General features: G+C 63.9%; 22 protein-coding genes and 1 pseudogene. 21 read left to right on the forward strand and 2 right to left on the reverse strand.

What is annotated here, in order from left to right; genetic code table 11:
* Together tnpC and M8523_RS32375 are read left to right on the forward strand one after the other, a co-directional pair.
* The coding region (gene tnpC / locus M8523_RS32370; RefSeq protein ID WP_282588966.1) for an IS66 family transposase at positions 1–1,098 on the forward strand (1,098 nt) is incomplete at its 5' end.
* A 28-nt stretch (positions 1,099–1,126) separates the two neighbouring features.
* Positions 1,127–1,511, forward strand: a pseudogene (locus tag M8523_RS32375) (DDE-type integrase/transposase/recombinase); the annotation flags it as partial.
* Positions 1,512–1,705: 194 nt separating this feature from the next.
* Here M8523_RS32375 and M8523_RS32380 read toward each other — a convergent pair.
* Positions 1,706–2,923: an NAD(P)/FAD-dependent oxidoreductase gene (locus M8523_RS32380; protein ID WP_282588967.1), complete on the reverse strand. Its 1,218-nt coding sequence runs from the start codon at positions 2,921–2,923 to the stop codon at positions 1,706–1,708.
* A gap of 13 nt (positions 2,924–2,936) precedes the next feature.
* Complete coding sequence (locus M8523_RS32385) at positions 2,937–3,701, reverse strand: HpcH/HpaI aldolase family protein (protein ID WP_282588968.1); 765 nt, start codon at positions 3,699–3,701, stop codon at positions 2,937–2,939.
* Positions 3,702–3,787: 86 nt separating this feature from the next.
* Here M8523_RS32385 and M8523_RS32390 point away from each other — a divergent pair, with 86 nt between their 5' ends.
* The 19 genes from M8523_RS32390 to M8523_RS32480 all read left to right on the forward strand — a co-directional run bounded on the left by M8523_RS32390 (position 3,788) and on the right by M8523_RS32480 (position 23,941).
* On the forward strand, positions 3,788–4,675 hold the full coding sequence (locus M8523_RS32390; RefSeq protein ID WP_282588969.1) for a 2-hydroxy-3-oxopropionate reductase: 888 nt from the start codon (positions 3,788–3,790) through the stop codon (positions 4,673–4,675).
* Between the two features lie 3 nt (positions 4,676–4,678).
* Complete coding sequence (locus M8523_RS32395) at positions 4,679–5,491, forward strand: shikimate dehydrogenase family protein (protein ID WP_282588970.1); 813 nt, start codon at positions 4,679–4,681, stop codon at positions 5,489–5,491.
* Positions 5,484–6,293 (forward strand): SDR family NAD(P)-dependent oxidoreductase, encoded by an 810-nt coding sequence (locus tag M8523_RS32400; RefSeq protein ID WP_282588971.1) that lies wholly within the window; start codon positions 5,484–5,486, stop codon positions 6,291–6,293. Before M8523_RS32395 ends, M8523_RS32400 begins: the two co-directional genes overlap by 8 nt.
* A gap of 69 nt (positions 6,294–6,362) precedes the next feature.
* A complete protein-coding gene (locus M8523_RS32405) occupies positions 6,363–6,710 on the forward strand; it encodes a RidA family protein (protein ID WP_282588972.1) in 348 nt (115 codons plus the stop codon).
* Between the two features lie 26 nt (positions 6,711–6,736).
* On the forward strand, positions 6,737–7,522 hold the full coding sequence (locus tag M8523_RS32410) for a FadR/GntR family transcriptional regulator (protein ID WP_282588973.1): 786 nt from the start codon (positions 6,737–6,739) through the stop codon (positions 7,520–7,522).
* 301 nt (positions 7,523–7,823) lie between these two features.
* Entirely contained in the window at positions 7,824–8,555 is a 732-nt protein-coding gene (locus tag M8523_RS32415; RefSeq protein ID WP_282588974.1) for an SDR family oxidoreductase, read from the forward strand.
* The gene (locus M8523_RS32420; protein WP_282588975.1) at positions 8,552–9,301 is read left to right on the forward strand and encodes an SDR family NAD(P)-dependent oxidoreductase; all 750 of its coding nucleotides are present in this window, start codon (positions 8,552–8,554) and stop codon (positions 9,299–9,301) included. Before M8523_RS32415 ends, M8523_RS32420 begins: the two co-directional genes overlap by 4 nt.
* A gap of 54 nt (positions 9,302–9,355) precedes the next feature.
* Positions 9,356–10,306, forward strand: a complete 951-nt coding sequence (locus tag M8523_RS32425; protein ID WP_282588976.1) for a LysR substrate-binding domain-containing protein — start codon at positions 9,356–9,358, stop codon at positions 10,304–10,306.
* Between the two features lie 90 nt (positions 10,307–10,396).
* Positions 10,397–11,431 carry an amino acid ABC transporter substrate-binding protein gene (locus tag M8523_RS32430; RefSeq protein WP_282588977.1) on the forward strand — a complete coding sequence of 345 codons (1,035 nt, stop codon included), beginning with the start codon at positions 10,397–10,399 and terminating at the stop codon, positions 11,429–11,431.
* Positions 11,432–11,783: 352 nt separating this feature from the next.
* On the forward strand, positions 11,784–12,953 hold the full coding sequence (locus M8523_RS32435) for an ABC transporter permease subunit (RefSeq protein WP_282588978.1): 1,170 nt from the start codon (positions 11,784–11,786) through the stop codon (positions 12,951–12,953).
* Entirely contained in the window at positions 12,950–14,032 is a 1,083-nt protein-coding gene (locus tag M8523_RS32440) for an amino acid ABC transporter permease (protein ID WP_282588979.1), read from the forward strand. The genes M8523_RS32435 and M8523_RS32440 overlap by 4 nt, the downstream gene beginning before the upstream one ends.
* 9 nt (positions 14,033–14,041) lie before the next feature.
* On the forward strand, positions 14,042–14,797 hold the full coding sequence (locus M8523_RS32445; RefSeq protein WP_282588980.1) for an amino acid ABC transporter ATP-binding protein: 756 nt from the start codon (positions 14,042–14,044) through the stop codon (positions 14,795–14,797).
* A 154-nt stretch (positions 14,798–14,951) separates the two neighbouring features.
* Positions 14,952–16,004, forward strand: coding sequence for an FAD-binding oxidoreductase (locus M8523_RS32450; RefSeq protein ID WP_282588981.1), 1,053 nt, complete (start codon positions 14,952–14,954; stop codon positions 16,002–16,004).
* A gap of 19 nt (positions 16,005–16,023) precedes the next feature.
* Complete coding sequence (locus M8523_RS32455; protein ID WP_282588982.1) at positions 16,024–16,362, forward strand: FAD-binding oxidoreductase; 339 nt, start codon at positions 16,024–16,026, stop codon at positions 16,360–16,362.
* 184 nt (positions 16,363–16,546) lie between these two features.
* Positions 16,547–18,214: a thiamine pyrophosphate-binding protein gene (locus M8523_RS32460; RefSeq protein ID WP_282588983.1), complete on the forward strand. Its 1,668-nt coding sequence runs from the start codon at positions 16,547–16,549 to the stop codon at positions 18,212–18,214.
* Positions 18,215–18,216: 2 nt separating this feature from the next.
* Positions 18,217–20,313, forward strand: coding sequence for a hydantoinase/oxoprolinase family protein (locus tag M8523_RS32465; protein WP_282588984.1), 2,097 nt, complete (start codon positions 18,217–18,219; stop codon positions 20,311–20,313).
* Positions 20,310–21,929 (forward strand): hydantoinase B/oxoprolinase family protein, encoded by a 1,620-nt coding sequence (locus M8523_RS32470; RefSeq protein ID WP_282588985.1) that lies wholly within the window; start codon positions 20,310–20,312, stop codon positions 21,927–21,929. The genes M8523_RS32465 and M8523_RS32470 overlap by 4 nt, the downstream gene beginning before the upstream one ends.
* Entirely contained in the window at positions 21,926–23,128 is a 1,203-nt protein-coding gene (locus M8523_RS32475) for a pyridoxal phosphate-dependent aminotransferase (protein ID WP_282588986.1), read from the forward strand. Before M8523_RS32470 ends, M8523_RS32475 begins: the two co-directional genes overlap by 4 nt.
* 3 nt (positions 23,129–23,131) lie before the next feature.
* On the forward strand, positions 23,132–23,941 hold the full coding sequence (locus M8523_RS32480; RefSeq protein ID WP_282588987.1) for an NAD-dependent epimerase/dehydratase family protein: 810 nt from the start codon (positions 23,132–23,134) through the stop codon (positions 23,939–23,941).
* Positions 23,942–24,276: the final 335 nt, after the last annotated feature.

Raw genomic sequence — 24,276 nt, forward strand, 5'->3', positions numbered from 1 at the left:
CGCGCTTGCACCGACGGCGTCGTGCAGGCGCCTGCGCCCGCCCGGCTGATCGAAGGCGGGCTGCCAACCGACGCGCTCGTGGCGCATGTGCTCGTGTCCAAATACGCTGATCATTGTCCCCTGTACCGGCAGAGCCAGATCTTCGCCCGGCAAGGCGTGATGCTCGACCGTTCCACGCTGGCCGATTGGGTGGGGCGCGCCGCCCAACTGCTGCGCCCCGTGCACGAGCGGCTGCTCGCCAAGCTGCGCGGCTCCGGCAAACTCTTTGCCGACGAGACCACCGCGCCGGTTCTCGATCCCGGCCGTGGCCGCACCAAGACGGGGCAGTTGTGGGCTTATGCGAGGGATGACCGGCCCTGGGGCGGCACGGATCCACCGGCGGTGGCCTACGTCTACGCGGCTGACCGGAAGGCCGAGCGCCCCATCGCGCATCTCGCCGGCTTCGGAGGTGTGCTGCAGGTCGACGGCTATGCAGGCTACCGCGTCTTTGCCGAGCGGCAAGGCGTGAGACTTGCGTTCTGCTGGGCTCACGTCAGGAGGCAGTTCGTCGACTTCGCGGCCAAGGGCGCGTCGCCGGTCGCCAGCGAGGTATTGGCGCGTATCGCAGCTCTGTACCGGATCGAGAGTGAGATCGCCGGTCAGTCGGCCGAGGTGCGCCGCAGGGCCCGAGAAGCGCGGAGCCGGCCGCTCCTAGTCGCGCTGGAACGCTTCCTGCGCGACAAGCTGGCCCTCATCAGCCAGAAGAGCACGCTCGCCGAGGCAATCCGCTACGCAACCTCACGCTGGACCGGGCTGACGCTCTTCGTCGAGGACGGCCGTATCGAGATGGACTCGAATACGGTCGAGCGTTCAATCAGGCCCCTGGCCCTCAATCGAAAAAATGCACTCTTCGCTGGATCAGATCGCGGCGGCGAACATTGGGCGGTGATCGCCTCGCTCGTTGAAACCTGCAAGCTGAACGGCGTCGGTCCGCAGGGCTACCTGGCCGACGTCATCGCCCGCATCGTCGATGGCATTCCCCAGAGCCGCATCGATGATCTGCTTCCCTGGGCCTATCCGACCATTCCCGGGCTCAAGGCTACCGCCCGAGCAGCATAACATAGCTACCCGCGCCTACGAAGGTGTGCTCGGGGCACCGCTTACGTTCTTCCGCAAGATGCTGGAGGACCAGCCGTTGCTGGCGCCTGATCGGATTGGCACGGACGCGGCCAGTCCATATCCGCCGGCGATCGCGGCGACCCGAAAGGCTGGCCTGCTGCCAACCACCCCGAAGCACTACGGGACCAAGCACCTGCAGCAGGGGATCGAGAGCGACCATTTCCGGGTCAAGAAGAACATGCCGCGCGTCGGCGGGTTCCGATCCTTCAATACCACCCGGCGGACGATCCAGGGGTTAGAGGCGATGCTAATGGTTGCGCAGAGGGTTCGGCCTCGCGGGTGCCTGGACAGTTTGCGAGCAGAACCGGCTGCTCGCATTCTGCTTCGAACTTCCGGAGGTTAACAAAGTATAAAACCGGGGCCGATGCTTCCCGTCCTGTGGCCTACACCAGAGTTTGCGACACTCCCTTCTCAAGGCCGCCCGAGAGCGTACCAACTGCCTCCTAGAAGGGACTTCGCTGCCGATAATTATAAGGAACGCTATCGGTCATCGCCCTGATGATGAACGAGAGTGCAACCTCTATGCCCGGCGTTGAGATAAGCGACGTCAAATCACTGCCTCTTCCAAGAATGGCTCGTTGCGCTCAACGCGCTCGTAGCAGAAAGGCGATAGGTCGAGTGTTTGGAAAGCGCCCTGTAGGATCAGTTCCGACACGGCGCGTCCTACGGCAGGCGACTGCTGCAGGCCGTGGCCAGAAAAGCCGTTGGCAAACATGAAGTTCGTCACGCGCGGGTGGTAGCCCACGATGCCGTTGTGGTCGAGAACATTGTATTCATAGTGGCCGGTCCAAGCCTGCTGCACTTTAAGTGCGTCGAAGTCCGGAATGCGGTGGTAGAGCGACGGCCAGATATAATCGTCAAATTCCGCGTGATCGATCTCGAAGTCGGTATAGTCCTTCGCGATCTCCATTTGCGGCGTGTTGCCGGTGAGGAAAAGCTCGCCCTCGGGCCGAACGAAAGTGCCCGAGAGATCGATGACGTTCGGCATCTTGCCCGGAATTGGCGTCGCACTGGAAAACACGAAGCTATAGCGCTTGCGCGGCTCGACCGGGATCGACAGACCTGCCATCTGAGCCACCTGTTGCGCACGCGGGCCGGCCGCATTCACCAGTGTGCCGCATGAGACCGTCTGGCCGGTCGAGAGCGTTGCGGAAGCGACCTTGCCACCCGCAAGCGTGAGCCCCGTCACGCAATTGTCGATATATTCGACGCCCGATCCACGGGCAGCGCGCCGAAACCCGTTGAGCAGGCCCATGGAGTCGAACCAACCCTCCTCGCGTGCGCCCCAGGAGGCACCGCCGAGATCTTCCACATTCACGTAAGGGAACTGCGTTCGGATCTGATCGGGGGTGAGCCACACCGTATGGGCGCCGAGGCTGCGCTGCAACTCGACGCGGGCACGGGCGGAATCGACACCCTCGGGCGACGTGCAATAAAGGTAGCCATGTTCCTTGAAGCCAAGGTCAGGCGCCGGCTCCCCGGGGAAGAACTTTGCCATCCGCTCCGGAAACGAATTGATGATCTCGATGCCGAACTGGCTGATCTTGACGTTGATCGGGTTGGAATATTGCTGGCGGATTGCGCTGGTCGACAGCGCCGTCGAGGAGAACTCGAAGGTGCTGTCGCGTTCGACAACGAGGATCGAGGTTTCTGGCCCGATGGCCTGGCTCATCCAATAGGCGGTCGAGGAGCCGACTGCCGCGCCACCTACGATGACGATGTCATAGCTTGTGCGTCTCGGCGCCTTATAGGGAGGGATGGGCAAGAGAGGGCTCCGGTTACCGGTTGAAGGAGGCGATGAGAGCGTCCGAGCCTCGCGCCAGCAAACCCAGGTCCGACCCGACCGCCACCATGGTGAAGCCGCCAGCGAGGTAGCGGTCGGCGTCGGCCTTGACGGGCGCCAGGATGCCGCTCGCCTTGCCGGCTCGGGCTGCCGCCGCGCGCACGGAGGCGATGGCGGTCTGCACAGGCTCGACGCCCGGATTGCCCATGTGACCCATGTTGGTCGAGAGATCGCCGGGCCCGACGAAGAGCGCGTCGACGCCCTCGACCGCCGCGATCTCGGCCGCATTTGCAACGCCTGTCTCGCATTCGATCTGCAACGCCAGCAACTGCTGCTCGCGCGCCGTACCATGGTAGCCCGCGATGCGGCCGAAGGCATTGGCGCGATGCCCAACGGAGAATCCGCGAGCACCCTTCGGGGCATAGCTGACAGAAGCCACAACTTTGCGGGCCTGCTCGGCGGTGCGAATGTTGGGGATCATCAGGCTGCGGGCTCCGACATCCATCGCTTGCTTGATCCCGACCGCGTCGTCGGACGGAAGCCGCACAACGCCCTCGCAAGGGTAGCCGCCGAGCACCTGGAGTTGCGCCATGATGCTGCGCAGATCGTTGGGGCTATGCTCACTGTCGATAAGCAACCACCCGGCTCCAGAACTCGCCACGACTTCGGTGGTCAGCGCTGACGCAAGTGAACACCAAAGGCCGATGGACGCTTGGCCATTTCCCAGGTCGGCCTTCAGAGAATTCACACGTTCCTGCATCCCGAGCTCCGACAAAGCACACATTGAAATTTGTATGATGTCGTATAACCTCCAGAGATCGGCGGCAAGAGAAGTTGAGGGTTCGCATGCGGATCGGGTTCATCGGGTTGGGCGTCATGGGCGCGCCCATGGCACGCAACCTTGTCAAGGCGGGACACACCGTAGCGACGGTGCTGAACCGCTCGCCACTTCCCGAGGGCCTCGATGCGGAGGTCTTCGGCTCGCCGGCCGACGTCGCCTGCGGAGCCGACCTCGTAATCACCATGCTGCCCGATACGCCCGACGTCGAGCGGGTGCTGCTCGGCACGAGAGGTGTCGTCGAAGGCACCCACTCAGGCGCACTCGTCATAGACATGAGCTCGATCAGCCCGATCGCAACCGAAGGTTTTTCGGCCAGGATCCGTGAGGTCGGGGCGGGCTACCTCGACGCACCGGTCTCGGGAGGCGAGGTGGGCGCCAAGACCGCGAGCCTCACCATCATGGTGGGCGGCTTGCAGGCAGACTTCGACCGCGCAAAGCCGATCTTCGAGACGCTCGGCAAAAACATCAACCTGATCGGCGAGCGAAACGGCGCGGGCCAGATCTGCAAGATCGCCAACCAGATCATGGTGGCGCTCAACATTGAGGCGGTGGCCGAGGCGCTGGTCTTCGCCAGCAAGGCCGGCTGCGATCCTGCCAAGGTGCGAGCCGCGCTAATGAGCGGTTTCGCCGCTTCGCGCGTGCTCGACGTGCACGGCGAGCGGATGATCAATCGGACCTTCGCGCCAGGCTTCCGCATCAAGCTCCACCAAAAGGATCTTGGGCTCGCGCTCGACAGCGCCCGCAGCCTCGGCGTGGTGCTGCCCAATACCGCTTCGGCACAGCACCTCATGAGCGCCTGCACGGCTCATGATGGCGCCGACGACGATCATTCCTCGCTTGTCCGCGCGATCGAGCGGATGAGCGCCCACACACTCTCCGCCGAAAGGACCTGACCGATGCGTGGTACCGGCAAAGCCGATGTGTTCGTGATGCTGGCCCACCCCGTGGGCCACGCGAAAAGCCCCGGGATCTTCAACGAGATCTTCGAGGCGAAAGGCCTCGACAGCCTGATGGTGCCACTGACCTGCCGACCCGAGGATTTCGAAACCTTTTGGGCCGGCCTCACGGCAGCGGAGAACATCCGCGGCGTGATCATCTCGGTGCCCTACAAGACCGCAGTCTACGGCAAATGCGCGGGCGGCCACGACCGTGCAGTCCGCGTCGAAAGTGCCAATTCGGTGCGCCGCCTGCCCGACGGCACCTGGTATGCCGACAATTTCGACGGCGTCGGCTTCATCGATTCGCTCCGGGCCCATAGCTACGATTTCACCGGCAAGCGCGTGCTGCAGGTCGGAGCCGGCGGTGCAGGCTCCTCGATCGCCTATTGTCTGGCCGAAGCTGGCGCGGCGGAGATCCGACTGAACGACGTCGACAGGGAGCGGGCGGCCTACCTTGCGGCGCTCGTCGCCAAGGCGTTCCCGTCCTGTGCAATCGTGGCGGGCGAGCCCGACCCGAGCGGCATGGACCTAGTGGTAAACGCGACGCCGATCGGCATGCACACCGGCGACGCGTTGCCGCTCGACACGAGTAAGCTTGCTTCTGGCATGACGGTGGTCGACATCATTATGGAGCCGGCTGAGACCGAGCTTCTGCGCATTGCCAAGGAGAAGGGCTGCCGGGTTCACTACGGTCGCCCGATGATGGATTTTCAGGTCAAGGGCATGTCGGAGTTCTTCGACATCGAGCGGACGGAGCCGCGGCATGGATGAGGTAAGAACCGCCGTCGTCATCGGCGGCACCTCTGGGATCGGTCGCGCCATAACGATGCGCTTTGCCGAGGACGGCTGGCAGATGGTGATTGCTGGCCGGGATCTCGAGCGCGGTGGGACCGCTGCCAAGGATTGCGAGACGGCCGGTGCTCCGGCGGCCCGCTTCGTCGCCACTGACGTAACCAGTCCGGCTTCGGTGGAAGCCTTGGCCAAGGCCATCGAGGAGGAGTTCGGAGCGCCCCATGCCGTCGTCAATAGCGCTGGTATCCTGCAGAGCGGCCAAAGAGTACTCGACCAAGATCTTGCCGAGGACGAGCGGATGTGGCGTGTGAACTATCGCGGTACGCTGCTCGGCTGCCAGGTGTTCGGGCGGCTGCTGTCGGCTGCTGGTCGCGGCGCGATCCTCAACGTCGGCTCGCTGGCCTCCTTCGCGCCGCTGTCGCTGCCCGCCTATACGCCTGGTAAGCACGCCGTGAAGGCGCTCACGGAGATCCTGGCGGCCGAACTCGGACCACAGGGCGTGCGGGTCAATGCAGTGGCGCCGGGCTACACGTTGTCAGACGGGCTGAAAGCGCGGATCGCTAAGGGCGAGCGCAACCCGGACGCCATCTTGGCGACAACCGCATTGCGCAAGTTCGTCCAGCCGAACGACGTGGCGGAGGCGGCGCTGTTTCTCTGTTCGGACCGGTCAGCCTCGATCACCGGCGTGACCTTGCCTGTCGATGCCGGTTGGCTCGTCCAGGCGCCTTATGCACACTACCTTCAGGGCAATCCGATCCGCAACGTCGCCAAACCGACGTAGCCCATTCATCGCCCCATGCCGAGGCAGCCTCGAGGCTTTCTCGACATGAGGGAACTACAAGGAAAGCTTATGAGCGACATCAAGCGCTTCGACTTCGACACCCGCATCCATCATGGGGTCATCCACAACGGCACGATCTACCTCACCGGGCAGGTCGGTACCCCAGGCCGGTCGGCCGGCGAGCAGATGCAGGAGGTCTTGGACAAGATCGACGGCCTCCTGGCCAAGGCCGGATCCGACAAGACGCGCATCCTACATGCCCAAATGTGGCTCGACGACGTCCGCGACTTCTCCGAAGTCAATGTGGTTTGGGACGCCTGGGTGTCAAAGGAACATGCGCCTGCCCGCTCGTCCGGCGAGGGTCGCATGGCCAAGCCCGGCATGCTGGTCGAACTGATTGTGACCGCCGCCGTGTAGGGGCGGCCCGCAGGAAAAGGCGGACTATGACCAAGCGCAAGCCGCTCTCCACGATCGTCGCCGAAGGACTGGCCGAGAGGATTCGCTCCGGCGCGATCGCTCTGGGCGCACAACTGCCGACCGAGGCCGACCTCTGCCGGGAATATGACGTCAGCCGGACCGTTATTCGGGAAGCCGTCGCGCGGCTGCGCTCTGGCGGCCTGATCGTACCGCAACAGGGCCGGGGTATGTTCGTCAGCGAGGCTCCCGTCCCGCGCAACTTCTCGATCCCCGACGAAGCGTTGAAGACGCTGCCGGAGACGATCGCGCTTCTGGAGTTGCGGCTCAGCGTAGAGGTCGAAGCGGCTGGCCTTTGCGCCGAGCGGCGAACTGACTGCGAGGCCAAAACCATTCGCGCTCTCATGGAGGGGATCGACGCCCGCCACGACGACCCGACGGCAGTGCAGATCCACTACGACTACGATTTCCATCTGGCGGTCGCCAAGGCGGCCGGCAACGCCTTCATTCTCGGTTTCCTCGATTACCTGCGCCCGATCATCGTGCCGCGATTCCAACTCCGCCATATCGTGGCACCCGAGCTGAAGGATGCCTATTATGCGCGCATTCACACCGAGCACGAACACATCGTGGACGCAATCGAGCGAGGGAACGGCCCAGCAGCCCGCGATGCCATGCGGCGTCATCTCGCCAACAGCCTTGAGCGCGTGCGGGCCTTGGCGCTGGCATCAGGGATCGCGCAATCGGATGTCCGGCAGACGTTGGGTGCGGAGACGCCGTTCGCCGAGTTGATGCGCTCGCTGACGATGAAGTGACGCCCGTCGCCCGACTACCAGTCGGTGTTGCACGGCTCAGGCACATCGTCGACGGCTTCGCCTCTCCCACGAGGACATGTTGCGAGAGAAAGTCGGGGTGCAGTGAGCATGCTTGCCATCCCGTGGCCGCCTGGACTGTTCGCGCGGATATGCAAGCTGCATATCCGTTCCCGCACGCGGCGCGGCACAAATCCCGGCTCCGGACCAGACCGAAAGCTCCGCTTTCCAATGCCCCAATTTTCTTGTTTTCGTTGGGGGGACGATACCCACAAAGTAAGGGGCATTAATCAAGGACCAGCCTGTGACGACAGCTTTGATCACCGGGGCAACGAGCGGCATCGGCCGGGCGATGGCGGTGGCCCTCGCTGAGGCTGGCTACGAAGTCTATGCCCTTGGACGCAGCGAGGTGGCGCTGAACGAACTGCGGGCCACGCAGCGTGGCATCACGCCCATCGCCCTCGAACTGACGGATCGCGACTCGCTTCACGCTTCGATGTCAGGCCTGCAGGTCGACGTGCTCATCAACAATGCCGGTATCATGCCGCCGCTCGGCGCCTTTGCGGATATGGCGGTGTCGGACATCGACAGCACTCTGGAGGTCAATCTCAGCGCAGCCGTCCTGCTGACGCGCCTGGTGGTACCGCAGATGCGGGAGCGTCAATCGGGCCACATCCTGTTCACCGGATCGACGGCCGGCCACGCGCCGTCACCCAATTTTGCCGTCTACTCCGCCACCAAGGCCGCCATCTCGGCCTTCGCGGCATCTTTGCGTGCCGAATTGTCGCCAGCCGGTATTCGCATCACCGAGATCGTTCCCGGGCGGGTCGAGACGCAGCTCTACCGCGACATCCTCGACTCCGAGGCGCGTCAGGCAATGTATGCCGGCCGTCTTTCGCTTCAGCCCGAGGACGTGGCCAAAATTGTCGTCGCCGTCTTGGCTCTTCCGCCTGCCGCCGCCGTCACGCGGTTCGACATCCTCCCAACGCGCCCCGTCGCCCCCATCAACATCAACTCCAGAGTACTGAAGCCATGAAAGATCTCTCGGTTCTCATCATCGGCGGCGGTTCCGGCCTCGGCGCTCTCCTGGCGCAGAAGGTCGTTGAGGAAGGCGCTTCTGGGGTCGGCATCATCGACATCAATGCCGAAGCGGCTGAGGCGGCGCTGGTGCCGGCTCGTACCAAGGGTCTGCCGGCCGCCTCGGCCGCCTGCGACATCCAGGTCGGCCCGCAGTGTCATACTGCCTTCGATGCGATCGTCCAAAAGCTTGGCCGCGTCGATACGCTGATCAACTGTGCCGCCATTTATCCGCGGCGGCCAATCCTTGAGATTACCGACGCCGAATGGGATGCTTCGAACGGCATCAACATCAAGGGCACTTATCACATGATGGTGGCGGCCATCCGCCATATGCAGGCCCAGGAACCTAAGGGCCACGTGCGCGGGCGTATCATTAACCTCACCTCCGTCGATGCCTTCAAGGCGCACCCGCAGAACGCGCACTACGCGGCCACCAAGGCGGCCGTTGTGAGCCTCACTCGCTCGGTCGCCCAACATGTCGCCAAGGACGGCATCCTGGTCAATTCCGTGGCGCCTGCCGGTATGGCGACCGACAAGGCACGGCAGCTCGGCTTCCTGGAGGAGCTCGCCAAGGCGAGCCCACTCGGCCGCGGCGCGGAGCCTGCCGAGATTGCCGAATGGGTGCTGATGACCGGCGGTCCGAAGAACACCTTCATGACCGGCGAGCAGGTGATCGTCTCCGGCGGGTATATCTACGCCTGAGGGTTCTCGCTTCGCCATAACGAGAACCTCTGGCCAGACGGAGGCGCGACAACGGTGACCGGCAAGCTGCGCCTTCCTCCGCTCAATACGCTGCGGGTCTTCCACGCCGTGGTGCGCCACAGGAGTTTTCGGCAGGCCGCCGACGAGCTCTTGGTGACACCGCAGGCCGTGGGCCAACAGATCAAGCTTCTGGAGGACGTGCTGCAGGTCACTCTTTTCGAACGCAAGGGCCGCGCGATTGAGCTGACCGAGCAGGCCATCCTGTTGTCCCATTTCGTCAATGCCGGCTTCGAGGAATTCGCCGAGGGTGTGCGGCGAGTCACGAAATCGACCTACCGCGATCGGATCAATCTCAACGCCAGCCCCTATTTCGCAACTCACTACCTGTTGCCGCGTCTGGCTCTCTTTCGCGAGATCCTGCCTGGCGCCGACCTGCGGCTCACCACGATGGTGGACCTGCCCGCGTTCGGTCGCGACGACATCGATATGACGGTGCAGTGGGGCTATGGCGACTGGACTTCCTATGAAACCACGCTGCTGGTGCCGGACCCGAAGGTGATCTGCTGCACGCCGGAGATCGGCCGGCAGATCGAGACCTCGACAGATCTACAGCGCTTCACGTTGCTCGACACCGTGAAGTCGCTGCGACTGTGGCCCGACATCCTTCGCCACCTCCGGGTGGAACAGACGGAGGGCGACCACAGCATCGGGTTCGACGACGCCGCCACGATGCGCCGCGCCGCCCACCAGGGGATCGGCATCGGTCTCGTTTCGGTCAATGACGCGGAAGAGGACCTGCGCTCGGGCGCGCTCGTGGCTCCCATCGGCCGGGACGCGTTGGCCGACATGCGGCCCGAGGAGGTTCCCGGCTTCTACCTGGTGGTTCCGCGCGGCCACCTGCGCGTCAAGGCCGTCGCGGCTCTGCATCGCTGGCTGCTGCAGCAGGATTGGCGCAGCGATCTCAAGACATCCCCTCTCCCGAAGGCGACCCCGCTCTCGGATTGATGGTCCGACATCCTGGATTCATGCGTGAATTCAGTGCGCTTCAAGAACAAGAAAACGCCACCACTCGACTGCCACATCTGGAGAAGAACGATGACATTTTCAAAATGGGGGACCGCGGCTATCGCCCTCGGTCTCATTCCCTTCGCGCTCCCGGCACAGGCCGCCGGGGGCAAAACGCTCGACGCCGTCAAGGCGCGGGGCGTGCTGCAATGTACCGGCCACGACGGCTCCTACCTCGGCTTTGCGGAAGTCGACGACAAGGGCAAGTGGAAGGGCATGGACATCGACCTGTGCAGGGCGATGGCCACGGCCGTCTTCGGCGACCCCGAGAAGCTCAAGATCGTGCCGATCAGCTGGGCCCAACGCTGGCCGTCACTCCAGTCGGGCGAAGTCGACATCATCATCAAGGCGTCGGGGGGCACGCTGAGCCGCAACACCGACCTCGGGCTGCAGTTTTCCTCGTCCTATTACCTCGGCACCACCAAGGTGATGGCTCACAAGGAGCTGAACCTGAAGTCACTGAAGGATGCCAACGGCGGCACCATCTGTATCCCGGCGGGCACCTCGCAGGAGCAGCAGGTGGCGGCCTACACGCAAAAGCTCGGCATCAAGCTCGAGCCTGTGCTGATCGAGAAGACCGAGGAACTCGAACAGGCCTATTTTTCCAAGCGTTGCGATCTCTACGCCCAGTGGGGACCGACGCTCGCCATCGCCCGCGTCGCTAAGGGCAAGGTCGAGGATCACGTGATCCTGCCCGACGTGCTCGCGGTCGAGCCGGAAGTCATGATCATGCGCCAGGGCGACGACAACTGGGTCAATATCGCGAACTGGATGCTGACCACGCTGATCTTCGCCGAGCAGGAAGGCATCACGTCCAAGAACGTCGACGAGATCAAAGCCAAGCCGACCTCGCCACAGGTCGCAAAATTCCTCGGCGTGGCGCCTGGCATGGGCAAGGGCCTCGGGCTGTCGGACGACTGGGCCTATAACGTGATCAAGAAGGTCGGCAACTACGGCGAGATCTTCGATCGCGACATGGGCAAGGACTCGCCCTACAAAATGGACCGCGACCTCACCAACCTCTGGAACAACGGCGGCGTCCTGTTCCCATTGGTGATCGACTAGTCGTCAGATCGGCCTGCAAAGCCCTCGTCCCGCGGCGGCATCGCCGAACCCGAATAGAGGAACGACGAGTGGCCAGAATGTCTGGTCGCTCGCCCCCGTGCAGGGACGCCCGTGGCGAAATGGGTGCCGTACCGAACGGACGATATCATGGCCGGGCATGGTCGGGAGGCGATAAGGGCGTTCTCCTCCTTTCTAGAGAGGCAGGACAGGCGGAGCCCTATCGGGTGAAGCTGGGGACGGTACCGATCCAACGGGCCGCCTACTGGGCGCTGCTCTCACCTGAAAGGGGAACCGACCAGACCGGATTGGTGTGCGAACCAAACTTCACCCGTCGATCGGCAGGAGTCGATTCATGATCCCTATGCTGAAGAACCAGAAGGTACGCAACACAGTCCAGCAAGTGCTGTTCGTGGGCGGCTTAGCCGGACTGGTGCTGTGTGGCATCCTGATCGCGCGGAAAAACCTCGCCGCGCAGGGTATGACCGCGGGGTTCGATTTCCTTTGGAAATCGACTGGATGGGACGTGAATTTCTCGCTGTTGCCAGCGAGCGCGAACGACCCCTACTGGTGGTTTTTTCTAATCGGCATTCTGAACACCCTGTTCCTCGGCACGACAGGGCTTGTGTTGGCGACCGTCTTCGGCACGATCGTAGGCTTGGCACGCACCTCCAAAAACGAACTCGCCAACCTGCTGGGGCGAACCTACGTCGATATATTCCGCAACATCCCCATCATCCTGCAGCTCTTCTTTTGGTTCGCGATCATCACGCACCTGCCGGCACCCCGCGCCGCGCGTGGGGTTGCGGGCTTCGTCCTCAGCAGCCGTGGGTTCTACCTTCCGATCCCCAATGTGGCGGCGCCAGCGTTCGTAGCCGCCGCCTTTGCCCTGATCGCTGCCATCGCTTTGCCGATCTGGCTCGGCCGGACCTCGCAGCTGCAGCGGCCCTTCGGCGAGCGCGGCACGATCCAGCTCGCCGCCACGGCCGTGGCCCTCGCGCTTGCCGTCGTGATCCTCCTGGTAGGCCATGCCTCCGGAACGCCGTTCCTCGACATTCCGGCGCTCCAGGGCCTGAACCTACGCGGCGGTCTGCGGGTCTCACCGGAATTCACCGCGCTTTCCATCGCGATGGCGATCTACGGCGGGTCCTATATCGGGGAGATCGTGCGCGGCGGCTTCCTTTCGGTCGGGAAAGGGCAGGTCGAGGCCGCCAACGCGCTCGGTCTTTCCGGCTGGCAGATTTTCTCCCTCATTCGTCTACCGCTGGCCATGCGCGCCATGCTGCCGATCCTCACCAACCAATATGTCTGGCTCATCAAGGCCACGACCCTCGGCATTGCGGTCGGCTTCACGGACTTCTTCATGATCGTGGCGCTCGCAATCAACCACGCGGGCCAGACGATCGAGTCGATCGGCATCCTGATGGGCGGGTTTCTCGCCATCAACCTGAGCCTCGCGGCGATCTTCAACCGCATCAACAAGGCGATCGCCCTCAAGGGCAATCAACTCCGGGGGCAGGAATGACCGTCATCGCACTCCGCCCTCCGGCACCGAGCCTCGCAGCCGATTGGAAGCGCCGCTTCTTCGCCACCCCGCTGCAAGCCGTCGTCTCCCTTCTGTGCCTCGCCGTGATGGTGACGGTTGTCTGGACAATTCTCGATTGGGCGCTGCTCACGGCGGTCTTCGATCCAAGCCGGGGCGCGCAGGCTTGCCTGACCCCCGGGGCGGGTGCTTGCTGGTCCGTGATCGCGGCGCGCTGGCGGATCATCCTATTCGGGCTCTACCCCTATGACGAGCAATGGCGCTCGGCGCTGGCCTGCTTGACCGTCGTGGCCATCACGGTGCTGAGCTGCATTCCGGCCTTCTGGACCGCACGGCGCCTGCCGCTCGTCTGGGTGGCCGGCACCGGCCTCTTCTATCTCCTGCTGAAGGGCGGCATTCTCGGCCTGCCTTATGAGGGCGAAGAGGTGTGGGGTGGCCTCGTGCTCACCCTGTTTATATTCGTCTCCACCTGCCTGATCGGCTTCCCGCTTGCGATCGGACTGGCTCTCCTACGCCGCTCGGAACTGCCCTGGATCTCGAAGACCACCGGGATCATCATCGACGGCGTGCGCTCGCTGCCGCTGATCTCGATCCTTTTCACCTTTGCCATCGTGCTGCCCTTCGCGCTGCCGCAGTCCCTCATCGGCGATAAGCTCTATAGGGTGATCCTCGGCTCGGCTCTGTTCTTCTCGGCCTATCAGGCCGAGATAGTGCGCGGCGGTCTCCAAGGCGTGCCACGTGGCCAGGAAGAAGCCTCGATGGCGCTCGGCATCAGCTATTGGCAGCGCGTCAGCAGGATCATGCTGCCGCAGGCAATGCGCAACGCGCTGCCAGCGACCATCAACCAGTTCGTGATCACCTTCAAAGAGACGTCCCTCGTGGTGATCGTCGGCTTTTTCGAGATCCTGGCCTCCGGCAACGCGGCCTACGGTACCGGCGAATGGCGTTTCGCCTATGTCGAGGTCTATGTCTTCATCGCGCTCATCTATTTCGTCTTCGTCTTCAGCCTGTCCCGTTACGGCGCTTTTTTGGAACGCCGAATGGCGGTTGGAGCGCGGTAGGAGATCGTCATGACCGTTCCCGGCCCAGCCGCGCCTGCCCTCCAGATCGTCGGGCTCAACAAGTATTACGGCCCGCTGCATGTGTTAAGGGACGTCAACCTCACGGTGCGACGCGGCGAAAAGATCGTCGTCTGCGGGCCCTCCGGCTCCGGCAAGTCGACGATGATCCGCTGCATCAACCGGCTCGAGGAGCATTCGAGCGGCACGATCATTGTGCTCGGGACCGAGCTCAACGACGACGTCGGCAACATCGATGAGATCCGTCGCGAAGTCGGGATGGTATTTCAGCACTTTAACCTGTTCCCGCACATGACGGTGCTGGAGAACTGCGCCCTGGCCCCGATGCTGGTCCGCAAGGTTCCCCAGGCCGAGGCGGAAGCGGCAGCCAGGCGCTACCTCGAGAAGGTGCGCATCCCGGAACAGGCGATGAAGTATCCGGGGCAGCTCTCGGGCGGCCAGCAGCAACGCGTCGCAATCGCCAGGGCGCTCTGTATGCGGCCCGAAATCATGCTGTTCGACGAGCCCACCTCAGCGCTCGACCCCGAGATGATATCGGAGGTGCTCGACGTGATGGTGACGCTCGCTTCCGAGGGCATGACGATGATCTGCGTCACCCATGAGATGAATTTTGCCCGGCGGGTCGCCGACCGAATCCTGTTCATGGATCGCGGCGAGATCGTCGAGGAGGCGGTTCCCGACACGTTCTTCACCGCGGCCAAGAACGAACGGACACGGCAGTTCTTGTCGCAGATCCTGAAGCATTAACGAGGATGAAGGCACTGTCCCGAGCCGTTCCACCGACGTCGCGAGCAGCAACTCGGCGTGATGATCCCTCGTATCCAACGCCGCCTGGAGTGCGACCGCGGCGTGGCCGCCTCGCAAGAGTGGCGGCAAGCGTGGACCACACTGGACTGCGGCCATGATGCCCGACACGGCCCTCGCGAACCTCCTCGGCCCGAAAGGCTGGCTGACCGGCCCCGACACCGAACAATATTGCCGGGACTGGCTTGACCGTTATGGTGTCGAACCGCTCGGTGTGGCTCGGCCGACCAGCACCGAGGAGGTCGCGGCCGTTGTCCGGCTCTGCCACGCCTCGGGCCTCTCGGTGGTGCCGCAGGGTGGCAATACCGGGCTATGCGGCGGCGCCGTCGCGCAGCGTTCCGATACCGTGATCGTGTCGCTTGCCCGGATGACCGCGATGGACATGCCGAACCCGGCCAGTACCACGATCCGGGTCGAGGCCGGCGTGGTGCTGGCGACACTGCACGCGGCGCTGGAACCGCACGGGCTCGTCTTTCCAATGCATCTCGGAGCGGAGGGCAGTGCCCGGATCGGCGGCCTCATCGGCACCAATGCGGGCGGCAGTCACGCCTTTCGTTATGGCATGATGCAGGACCTCGTCCTAGGCCTCGAAGTCGTCCTGCCCGATGGCACGGTGTGGGACGGGCTGCGCGCCGTACAGAAGGACAATGCCGGCTATCAGCTCCGAAAAGTCTTCGGCGGCGCCGAAGGTACGCTGGGAATCGTGACCCGCGCAGTTCTCAAGCTCTATCCGGCGCCTAGGCAGCGGGCGACGGCACTCCTGGCCCTCCCGGACGCGGCTGCGGCCGTGACCCTCGCCACCCATCTTCGTGCCGAGGCTGGTGAGTTCCTGTCTGGGCTCGAATTCTTCTCGGATTTGGGGCTCGCCTGGATACTGAAACACCTCGATGCCCTCACCTATCCGCTGGAGACGCGCGGTGGCGTCTATGCTCTCGTCGAGCTCACATCCGGCTCGGCGCGCGTGCCGCTCGGCGAGATCCTGAACGCCGCGCTCGAATGGGGCATGGAACGGGGACTCGTGATCGACGGCGCGTTGGCAATGTCGGAGCAACAGCGCGCGCATGTCTGGCGGCTGCGTGAGGAACAGCCGGAAGGCCAGCGGTTAGAGGCTGCGCAACTCAAGCATGACATAGCGGTGCCCCCCCCATGAGATCGCGCGCTTCATCGCGTTGGGGGCGGAGGCCTGTGAGGCGATCCTGCCTGGCGTCCGCATCAATCCTTTCGGACATCTCGCGGACGGCAACATTCACTACAATCTCTCGCCACCCGAAGGGCAGGCGGATTTCGCCAACAAGGCGGAGGCGCTCGGGCAGGCGCTGGCGGAGCTCGCGACCGCGATGAGCGGCAGCTTCGCGGCCGAACATGGTCTCGGCCGCGCCAAGGTCGCCTTGGCGGACCGCACCCGAAGCCCGGTCGAACGCGCACTGATGGCCCGGCTCAAGGCGGCGTTCGATCCGGCCGGCACCATGAACCCGGGCGTGCTCGTGCACCTGTCCAATGCGGTTTAGCCGGTCTCGTAGGCCCACGCCCCCCACGCTCCTCCGCGAAGGCAAAGGGAGGGAGGGGCTCACGCGACCTTGAGGATCAACCGAAAGCGAAACTTTCCAATAGGCCGATTTTCTTGATTTCGCCGATCGGCGCCAAGGGGCACCGTCTTGTCACACGAGGCTCGACGCCGTTTCAGGAACCTAGATGACGACGCGCAACTGTGGCCAACTGCTGGTCGAATGCCTGAAGGCGCTCGGTGCGACGGTGAGCTTCGGGGTTCCGGGCGAGAGCTATCTCGCGATCTTGGACGCCCTGCACGACACCGCCGGCACGCTCGACTACGTCCTTTGCCGCAACGAAGGCGGCGCGGCCTTCATGGCGGCAGCCTATGGCAAGCTCACAGGCACGCCGGGCCTTTGCTTCGTCACGCGCGGGCCGGCCGTCACCAACGCAAGCATCGGGATTCATACCGCGATGCAGGACAGCGTGCCCATGATCCTGTTCGTCGGCCAGGTCGGCACCGCCATGAAGGGCCGCGAGGCATTCCAGGAGATCGACTACCGCGCCGTGTTCGGCACGTTGGCGAAATGGGCCGTCGAGATCGACGACGTCGACCGGGTGCCGGAGATCGTGGCACGAGCTTGGACCACGGCGCTGACGGGTCGTCCAGGCCCGGTTGTGGTGGCACTCCCCGAAGACATGCTGACCAGCCTGACCGAGGCTGCCCCGCTGACGGGTTCTGCTGCGATCTTCGAACCGGCACCGACTGCCCAGGCGATCGAGGCCGCGCAGGTGCTCCTGAAGTCCGCCCATCAGCCGCTGATCATAATGGGCGGAGCCAATTGGACGGAGGCGGGACGGGCCGCGCTCCAGACTTTCGCGGAAGCGTCCGACATCCCCGTTGTGGCCGCCTTCCGCTACCAGGACCAGTTCGACAACCATTCGCTGGTTTACGTCGGCGAGGCGGGCGTCGGCATGCCTCCGCATGTGAAAATGCTGATCCGCAACGCCGACACGATCCTCGCCCTCAACATTCGGTTCGGCGAGATGACCACAGACGGCTACACGCTCCTGACCGTGCCGGTGCCGAGCCAACAGCTCATCCATGTCCACGGCTCTGATCGCGAGATCGGCAAGATCTACGTGCCGACGCTCGGCATCCAGGCCGGGCCGAACGCGTTTTCTGCGGCGCTCTCGCCCGTGAAGGGCGAATGGGCCGCGTGGCGGGCCAGCGCGCGCGAGGCATACGCGGCGAGTTTCACCGCCCCCGCTCAGCCGGGACCAGTCGACATGGTCGCGGTCACGGCCTACCTGCGAGACAACCTACCGGCCGATGTGATCCTCACCAATGGGGCCGGCAATTTCACGGTCTGGCCCAACAAGTTTTTCCGCTTCGGGCGGGAGGCGCGGTTGCTCGCACCGCAATCGGGCGCCATGGGCTACGGCCTGCCCGCCGCGATCGCGGCGAAGGTCGCGCATCCTCACCGCACGGTGGTGTGTCTCGCGGGCGACGGCGATTTCCAGATGAACTGCCAGGAGCTCGGCACCGCGCTGCAGGCCGGCGCGCAACCTATCGTGCTGGTGCTCAACAACGGCATCTATGGGACGATACGCGCCCATCAGGAGCGGACCTATCCGGCCCGCGTGTCCGGCACGACGCTGCAGAACCCCGATTTCGTCGGACTAGCCCGCTCTTATGGCTTTCATGCCGAGCGCGTCGAGACAACCGCCGATTTCGCCGCCGCCTTCGAGCGGGCTCTGGCGTCGAGGACGGGCGCGGTGCTCGACCTTATGATTTCGCCCGAGGCGCTGACGCCCCGGCAGACCCTCTCCCAGATGCGCGATGCCGCGCTCGCTTCTCGCAAGGCTTGAGGATGAGTTCCAGACAGGACGATATTCGTCTCGGCGCGGACATCGGCGGCACGTTCACGGACATTGCGCTCGACGTTCGCGGCATGATTTTTTCGACCAAGATCCTGACCAACTACGCGGCGCCCGAACAGGCGATCCTTGACGGTATCGAGATCGTGGCGCGCGAGGGCGGCATCACCCTCGGTGACATCGGCATTGTGATCCACGGTACGACGCTCGCCACCAATGCCTTGATTGAGCGCCGTGGTGCCAAGACGGCCTTCATCACCACCGAGGGTTTTCGAGATGTCATCGAGATGCGGACCGAAAACCGCTTCGAGCAATACGACCTCAACATTCAGCTGCCGAAGCCGCTGATCTCCCGCGAAGACCGCTTTGTCGTAAACGGTCGCATCGGCGCCGAGGGGCAGGAATTGCAGCCGCTCGACGAGGCGGCGCTTGAAACCATCGCGGACAGGATCTCGGCCGGCGGGTTCGGGGCGGTGGCGATCGGCTTTATCCACGCCTATGCCAACCCCGCGCATGAGAAGCGCGCCCGCGACATCCTGGCGAAAACGGTGCGACTGCCGATCTCGATCAGCGCCGAGGTCTCGCCGCAGATGCGCGAGTTCGAGCGCTTCAACACGGTTTGCGCCAACGCCTATGTGCGCCCGCAGATGGCCGACTATCTCACCCGTCTCCAGATGCGGCTCAAGGACATGGGCGCGACCTGCCCGGTCTTCATGATCCATTCCGGCGGCGGCTTGATCTCGGTCGAGACGGCAGCCGAATTTCCGGTGCGCCTTGTCGAATCGGGCCCGGCCGGCGGCGCCATCTTCGCGGCCGACATCGCGCGGCGCTTCGGTATTGAGAAAGTCGTCTCCTATGACATGGGAGGTACCACCGCAAAAATCTGCCTGATCGAGGATTTCACGCCACGCACCGCCCGCACCTTCGAGGTCGCGCGCACCTATCGCTTCTCCAAGGGTTCCGGCATGCCGATCTCGATCCCAGTGATTGAGATGATCGAAATCGGCGCGGGCGGCGGTTCGCTCGCATGGGTCGACGCTATGGGGCGAATCCAGACTGGCCCGGAAAGCGCCGGCTCTGAGCCCGGCCCCGCCTGCTACGGCTGCGACGGCAAGCGCCCCGCCATCACCGACGCCGATCTCGTGCTCGGCAAGCTCGACCCCGACAATTTCGCGGGCGGCGCCATCAAGCTCGACACCGCAGCCTCCGAGGCGGCGATCCTTTGCGACGTGGGGGAGCGGCTCTCGCTCAACGTCGTCGACGCGGCCTTCGGCATCTGCGAGGTGGTGGACGAGAACATGGCCAATGCGGCCCGGGTACATGCGGTCGAGAATGGCAAGAACATCTCGGACAACCTGATGATCGCCTTCGGGGGCGCTGCTCCTCTCCATGCGGCCCGGCTGTGCGAGAAGCTCGGCATCGACCGCTGCCTGGTGCCGCGGGGCGCTGGCGTCGGCTCGGCCATCGGTTTTCTGAAGGCACCCTTCGGCTACGAGGCACTTGCCTCACGTCTAACCCGCCTGTCTAGGTTCGACGCGGACGAGACCAACGCGCTGCTCGACGACCTGAAGGCCACGGTCGAAAGCTTCGTGCGGGCCGGCACCAGCGGCTCCATCGTGCGCGAGATCACCGCCTATATGCGCTATGCCGGGCAGGGTTGGGAAATCCCCGTGCCGCTGCCGGACGAGCCGTTCGGAGACAATGCGGCCGCCAAGCTGAAACGTCTGTTCCGCGAGAACTACCAGCGCTTCTTCGGCCGTGCCATCGACGGGCTCGGGGATCTCGAAATCGAGATCGTTACCTGGTCCGTGAAAGCGACCGACGAACGCCCTTCCAGCGCGCGGCACGCGTTGACGCAAGGCGGGCTGAGCGTTCCTGCGACGGTCACCCGCTCGGTCTTCGATCCAGCCACAGGTGCGATGCAGACCTATGGAATCGTCGAGCGAACCACGCTTGCAAGCCGCGACCGCGTCGCCGGCCCGGCTGTGATCGTCGAGCGCGAAACCTCGACCGTGGTCACCACTTCCTTCGACGCCGTCATCCAGAGCGACGGGTCCATTCTGCTGATCCGCAAGGGAGTTTCCGCATGAGCGACATCGGCGACATCCGCATGCAGGTTATGTGGAACCGGTTGATCTCGGTCGTCGAGGAACAGGCGCTGACGTTGATGCGCACCGCCTTCTCAACCTCGGTCCGCGAATCCGGAGACCTTTCGGCCGGCGTCTTCAACCCTAAGGGCGAGATGCTGGCCCAGGCTGTTACCGGCACGCCGGGTCACGTCAACACCATGGCGGAGGCGGTCAGCCACTTCATGGACGCGATCCCGCGGGAAGATATGTTCGAGGGCGACACTTATGTCACCAACGACCCCTGGCTCGGCACTGGCCACCTTCACGACATCACCATGGTGTCGCCGTCGTTCCTGAACGGCGAACTCGTGGCCTTCTTCGCCTGCACGGCCCATGTCGTGGATGTCGGGGGGCGGGGCTTTGGAGCGGACGCGAAATCCGTCTACGAGGAAGGCATCCAGATCCCAATCATGAAGTTCGCCGAGAGGGGCAAGGTCAACCTCGATCTCGTCCGCATCATCCGGGCCAACGTGCGTGAACCAAATCAGGTGGTGGGCGATTTCTACTCGCTCGCGGCCTGCAACGAGGTGGGTCACCGCCGCCTCGTGGGCATGATGAAGGAGATCGGGCTCGCCTCGCTCGACACCCTCGGGGCGTTCATCTTCGCCCGGACCCGCGACGCCATGCGGGAGCGCATCGCCGCGCTGCCCAAGGGACGTTGGTCGAACGAGTTGACCACGGACGGCTATGATGCGCCCGTGAAGCTCGCCGCGTCTGTGACGATCGGCGAGGATCAGGTCGATGTCGACTTCACCGGCACCGATCCGATGAGCGGCTTCGGCATCAACTGCCCGATCATCTATTCCAAAGCCTATGCTTGCTACGCGCTGAAATGCGTGGTGGCGCCCGACATCCCGAACAATGCAGCGTCGCTCGCCTTCTTTACCGTGCATTCGCCGGTCAACATCCTCAACGCTGTCCGGCCTGCGCCCGTCGCCCTGCGGCACATCTTCGGCCATATGGTGCCGGACCTTGTCTTCGGCGCCCTGGCCGAGGCGCTACCGGGCAGAATTCTTGCCGAGGGCGCGGGTGCGCTCTGGAACATTCACATGTCGGTTCGTCCCGCGCCTGGCGCCGAGGGGCGCCGCGCCGAGGTGCTGATGTTCAACTCGGGCGGCATGGGGGCAAGGCCGGGGCTCGATGGGCTCTCAGCCACGGCCTTCCCCTCGGGCGTCCACACCATGCCGATCGAGGCGACCGAGCACACCGGGCCGATCGTGATCTGGCGCAAGGAGTTGCGCCCCGGCTCGGCCGGCGATGGCAAGTATCGCGGGGGGCTTGGGCAGGTCATCGAGATCGCGCCGTTGGAGGGTCACGAATTCGACTTTTCCGCAATGTTCGAGCGGGTCAATCACGCCGCGCAGGGTCGCAACGGCGGCGGGAACGGGGCGCCGGGCCTCGTCAAACTTGACGACGGCACGACGATGCGACCCAAGGGCTGGCAGCATGTTCCGCCCGGCCGCACGCTGATCCTGGAATTGCCGGGCGGCGGCGGCTATGGCGATCCCGCCGGGCGCAGCGCCGAAACGCGGGCGCAGGATGAATACAAGGGCTACCTGACGGAGAGCCGATCATGACCTATATCGCGTCCCGCTTGTCTGCGGTGAAGCCGTCGGCTTCGATGGCAGCCTCGCAAGCCGCCAAGGCGCTGCGCGCCACGGGGGTCGACGTGATCGACCTCGGTCTCGGCGAGCCCGATTTCCCCACGCCAGCTCACATCGTGGAGGCGGCGTTCCGCGCCGCGCGGGAAGGCCAGACGCTCTACACGGCTTCGGCCGGGACGGCCGAACTGCGTGAGGCGGTAGCCGGCAAATTTCGCCGGGAAAACGGGCTCGACGTTTCGGCCGACGACGTCACGGTGGCCAACGGCGCGAAGCAGATCATCTTCAACGCACTGATGGCAACGCTGGAGCCCGGTGACGAGGTGATCCTGCCCGCGCCCTATTTCGTCTCCTATCCCGAGATAGTGAAACTGCTCGGCGGCACGCCCGTGGTCGTCGAATGCTCCGAAACCGCCGGGTTCCGGTTGACGCCCGAAGGGCTGGAGAGAGCCATCACGGCCAGGACCAAATGGGTCTTCCTCAACATGCCGGGCAATCCCTCCGGCGCCTGCTATTCCGACGCAGACCTCAAAGCGCTCGGCGCGGTGCTGGCTCGCACCCCTCAGGTCATGGTCCTGTCGGACGAAATCTACGAGCACATCATCTTCGATGGCCGCCGCTTCGTCTCCTTCGGCAAGGCCTGCCCTGAGTTGCGAGATCAGAGCCTCATCGTCAACGGCGTGTCCAAGGCCTATGCGATGACCGGTTGGCGCGTCGGCTATGCCGCCGGACCGGCGCCGCTGCTGAAGGCCATGAATACGATCCAGAGCCAGTCGGTAACATCAGTATGCTCGGTCGCGCAGGCCGCGACCGTCGCCGCGCTCACCGGGCCGCAGGACCATGTCGGCCAATTCGGCCGCGCCTTCGAAAGACGCCGCGACCTCGTGGTCGAGGGAATACGCACGATCAACGGGCTGACCCTGCCGCCGCCCGAAGGCGCCTTCTACGCCTATATCGGCTGCGGGGGTCTGATCGGCCGCAAGGCCCCGAACGGCACCGTGCTGGCCGACGATACGGCCGTGGCTAGCTACTTGTTGGAAGAGGGCCGCATCGCAGCGGTGCCGGGTGCAGCCTACGGCCTCTCTCCCTACGTCCGCATCTCGACAGCGACCAGTGACGCCATGATGGCCGAGGCGGTGTGCCGGATCAAAGATGCCGTAACGCGTGTGGAGTAAAACATGCCTTTGTATGAACGTATCTTAATTACCGGAGCGGCCGGCCGCCTCGGTTCGGAACTCCGGAAAGGTCTGGCTCCTCTCGCCAAGACGATCCGCCTCGCCGGGCGTCAGCAATTTACGGACCTCGCGCCCCACGAGGAGGCAGCCGTCTTCGATCTCGCCGACATGGAGGCCACGATCGCGGCGACCGCGGGTTGCGACGCGATCGTGCATTTCGGCGGCGCCCCGAACGAGAGCCCGTGGCAAACGATCCTCGATTCCAGCATCCGCGGCTCCTATCACATCTATGAGGGCGCGCGGAAACACGGCGCGAGGCGAGTGATTTACGCTTCGTCGGTCCATGCGATCGGTTATCACGAGGTCGAGGCGCACATCGGGATTGACGCGCCCGTGCGGCCCGACAGCCTCTACGGCGTTTCCAAGAATTTTGTTGAAAGCCTGAGCCGGCTCTACTGGGACAAGTTCGGGATCGAGTCGGTCTGCCTGCGCATCTTCTCGTCCTTCCCCGAGCCGGCCGACCGCCGCATGCTGTGGTCCTACCTTTCATTCGCGGATTGTGTGCGTCTGGTCGAAGCCTCACTTACTGCCCCTCGCGTGGGCCATACTATCTCGTTCGGCGTATCGGACAACAAGGTGAAGACGATCGACAATTCAGGTGCCAATCATCTGGGTTTCCAGCCGCGGGACAGTTCCGAGCCATTTCGTGCGAAGGTCGAAGCCGCAAAGCCGCCAGTCGATCCGAAGGCGCCGTCGACTAAATACCTCGGCGGCTGGTTTTGTGACCTTAGTCACCCTGACGATTTGAAATGAGATACGAATTATTCAATTCTGTAGAAATATACATGGGGAGATTTGCAGTAGTTGAGATTTGATCGGACAAATGGTGTCATAGAGCTGAGTCGTGCGCCGAGGTCGGATGCGGAGTGGTCGGGGTCAGGACGCATCCGGCCTCGGCGTTTTGCAGGGACACGACCATGACGAAGTATCAGAACGTCATCCGGGCGAAAGTCGGCCTTTCGAAATTGGCCAGGCAGCTCGGCAATGTGAGCCAGGCGTGCAAGATGCCTGAGTGTCTGTCCGATGACATGTTGAGTCGACTGAGTTATTTATGATTCAAGGGAGTCCTGGGAACGGGGTTGCCGATG

Origin of the sequence: Lichenifustis flavocetrariae (assembly GCF_026130545.1) — a bacterium.
GTDB lineage: Bacteria > Pseudomonadota > Alphaproteobacteria > Rhizobiales > Beijerinckiaceae > Lichenihabitans > Lichenihabitans flavocetrariae.

Bases quoted from the DNA above. Each gene is read 5' to 3' on its own strand.
- M8523_RS32385 (WP_282588968.1), bottom strand. From the start codon at position 3,701: ATGCAGGAACGTGTGAATTCTCTGAAGGCCGACCTGGGAAATGGCCAA.
- M8523_RS32390 (WP_282588969.1), top strand. From the start codon at position 3,788: ATGCGGATCGGGTTCATCGGGTTGGGCGTCATGGGCGCGCCCATGGCA.
- M8523_RS32395 (WP_282588970.1), top strand. From the start codon at position 4,679: ATGCGTGGTACCGGCAAAGCCGATGTGTTCGTGATGCTGGCCCACCCC.
- M8523_RS32400 (WP_282588971.1), top strand. From the start codon at position 5,484: ATGGATGAGGTAAGAACCGCCGTCGTCATCGGCGGCACCTCTGGGATC.
- M8523_RS32405 (WP_282588972.1), top strand. From the start codon at position 6,363: ATGAGCGACATCAAGCGCTTCGACTTCGACACCCGCATCCATCATGGG.
- M8523_RS32410 (WP_282588973.1), top strand. From the start codon at position 6,737: ATGACCAAGCGCAAGCCGCTCTCCACGATCGTCGCCGAAGGACTGGCC.
- M8523_RS32420 (WP_282588975.1), top strand. From the start codon at position 8,552: ATGAAAGATCTCTCGGTTCTCATCATCGGCGGCGGTTCCGGCCTCGGC.
- M8523_RS32430 (WP_282588977.1), top strand. From the start codon at position 10,397: ATGACATTTTCAAAATGGGGGACCGCGGCTATCGCCCTCGGTCTCATT.
- M8523_RS32435 (WP_282588978.1), top strand. From the start codon at position 11,784: ATGATCCCTATGCTGAAGAACCAGAAGGTACGCAACACAGTCCAGCAA.
- M8523_RS32440 (WP_282588979.1), top strand. From the start codon at position 12,950: ATGACCGTCATCGCACTCCGCCCTCCGGCACCGAGCCTCGCAGCCGAT.
- M8523_RS32445 (WP_282588980.1), top strand. From the start codon at position 14,042: ATGACCGTTCCCGGCCCAGCCGCGCCTGCCCTCCAGATCGTCGGGCTC.
- M8523_RS32450 (WP_282588981.1), top strand. From the start codon at position 14,952: ATGATGCCCGACACGGCCCTCGCGAACCTCCTCGGCCCGAAAGGCTGG.
- M8523_RS32460 (WP_282588983.1), top strand. From the start codon at position 16,547: ATGACGACGCGCAACTGTGGCCAACTGCTGGTCGAATGCCTGAAGGCG.
- M8523_RS32465 (WP_282588984.1), top strand. From the start codon at position 18,217: ATGAGTTCCAGACAGGACGATATTCGTCTCGGCGCGGACATCGGCGGC.
- M8523_RS32470 (WP_282588985.1), top strand. From the start codon at position 20,310: ATGAGCGACATCGGCGACATCCGCATGCAGGTTATGTGGAACCGGTTG.
- M8523_RS32475 (WP_282588986.1), top strand. From the start codon at position 21,926: ATGACCTATATCGCGTCCCGCTTGTCTGCGGTGAAGCCGTCGGCTTCG.
- M8523_RS32480 (WP_282588987.1), top strand. From the start codon at position 23,132: ATGCCTTTGTATGAACGTATCTTAATTACCGGAGCGGCCGGCCGCCTC.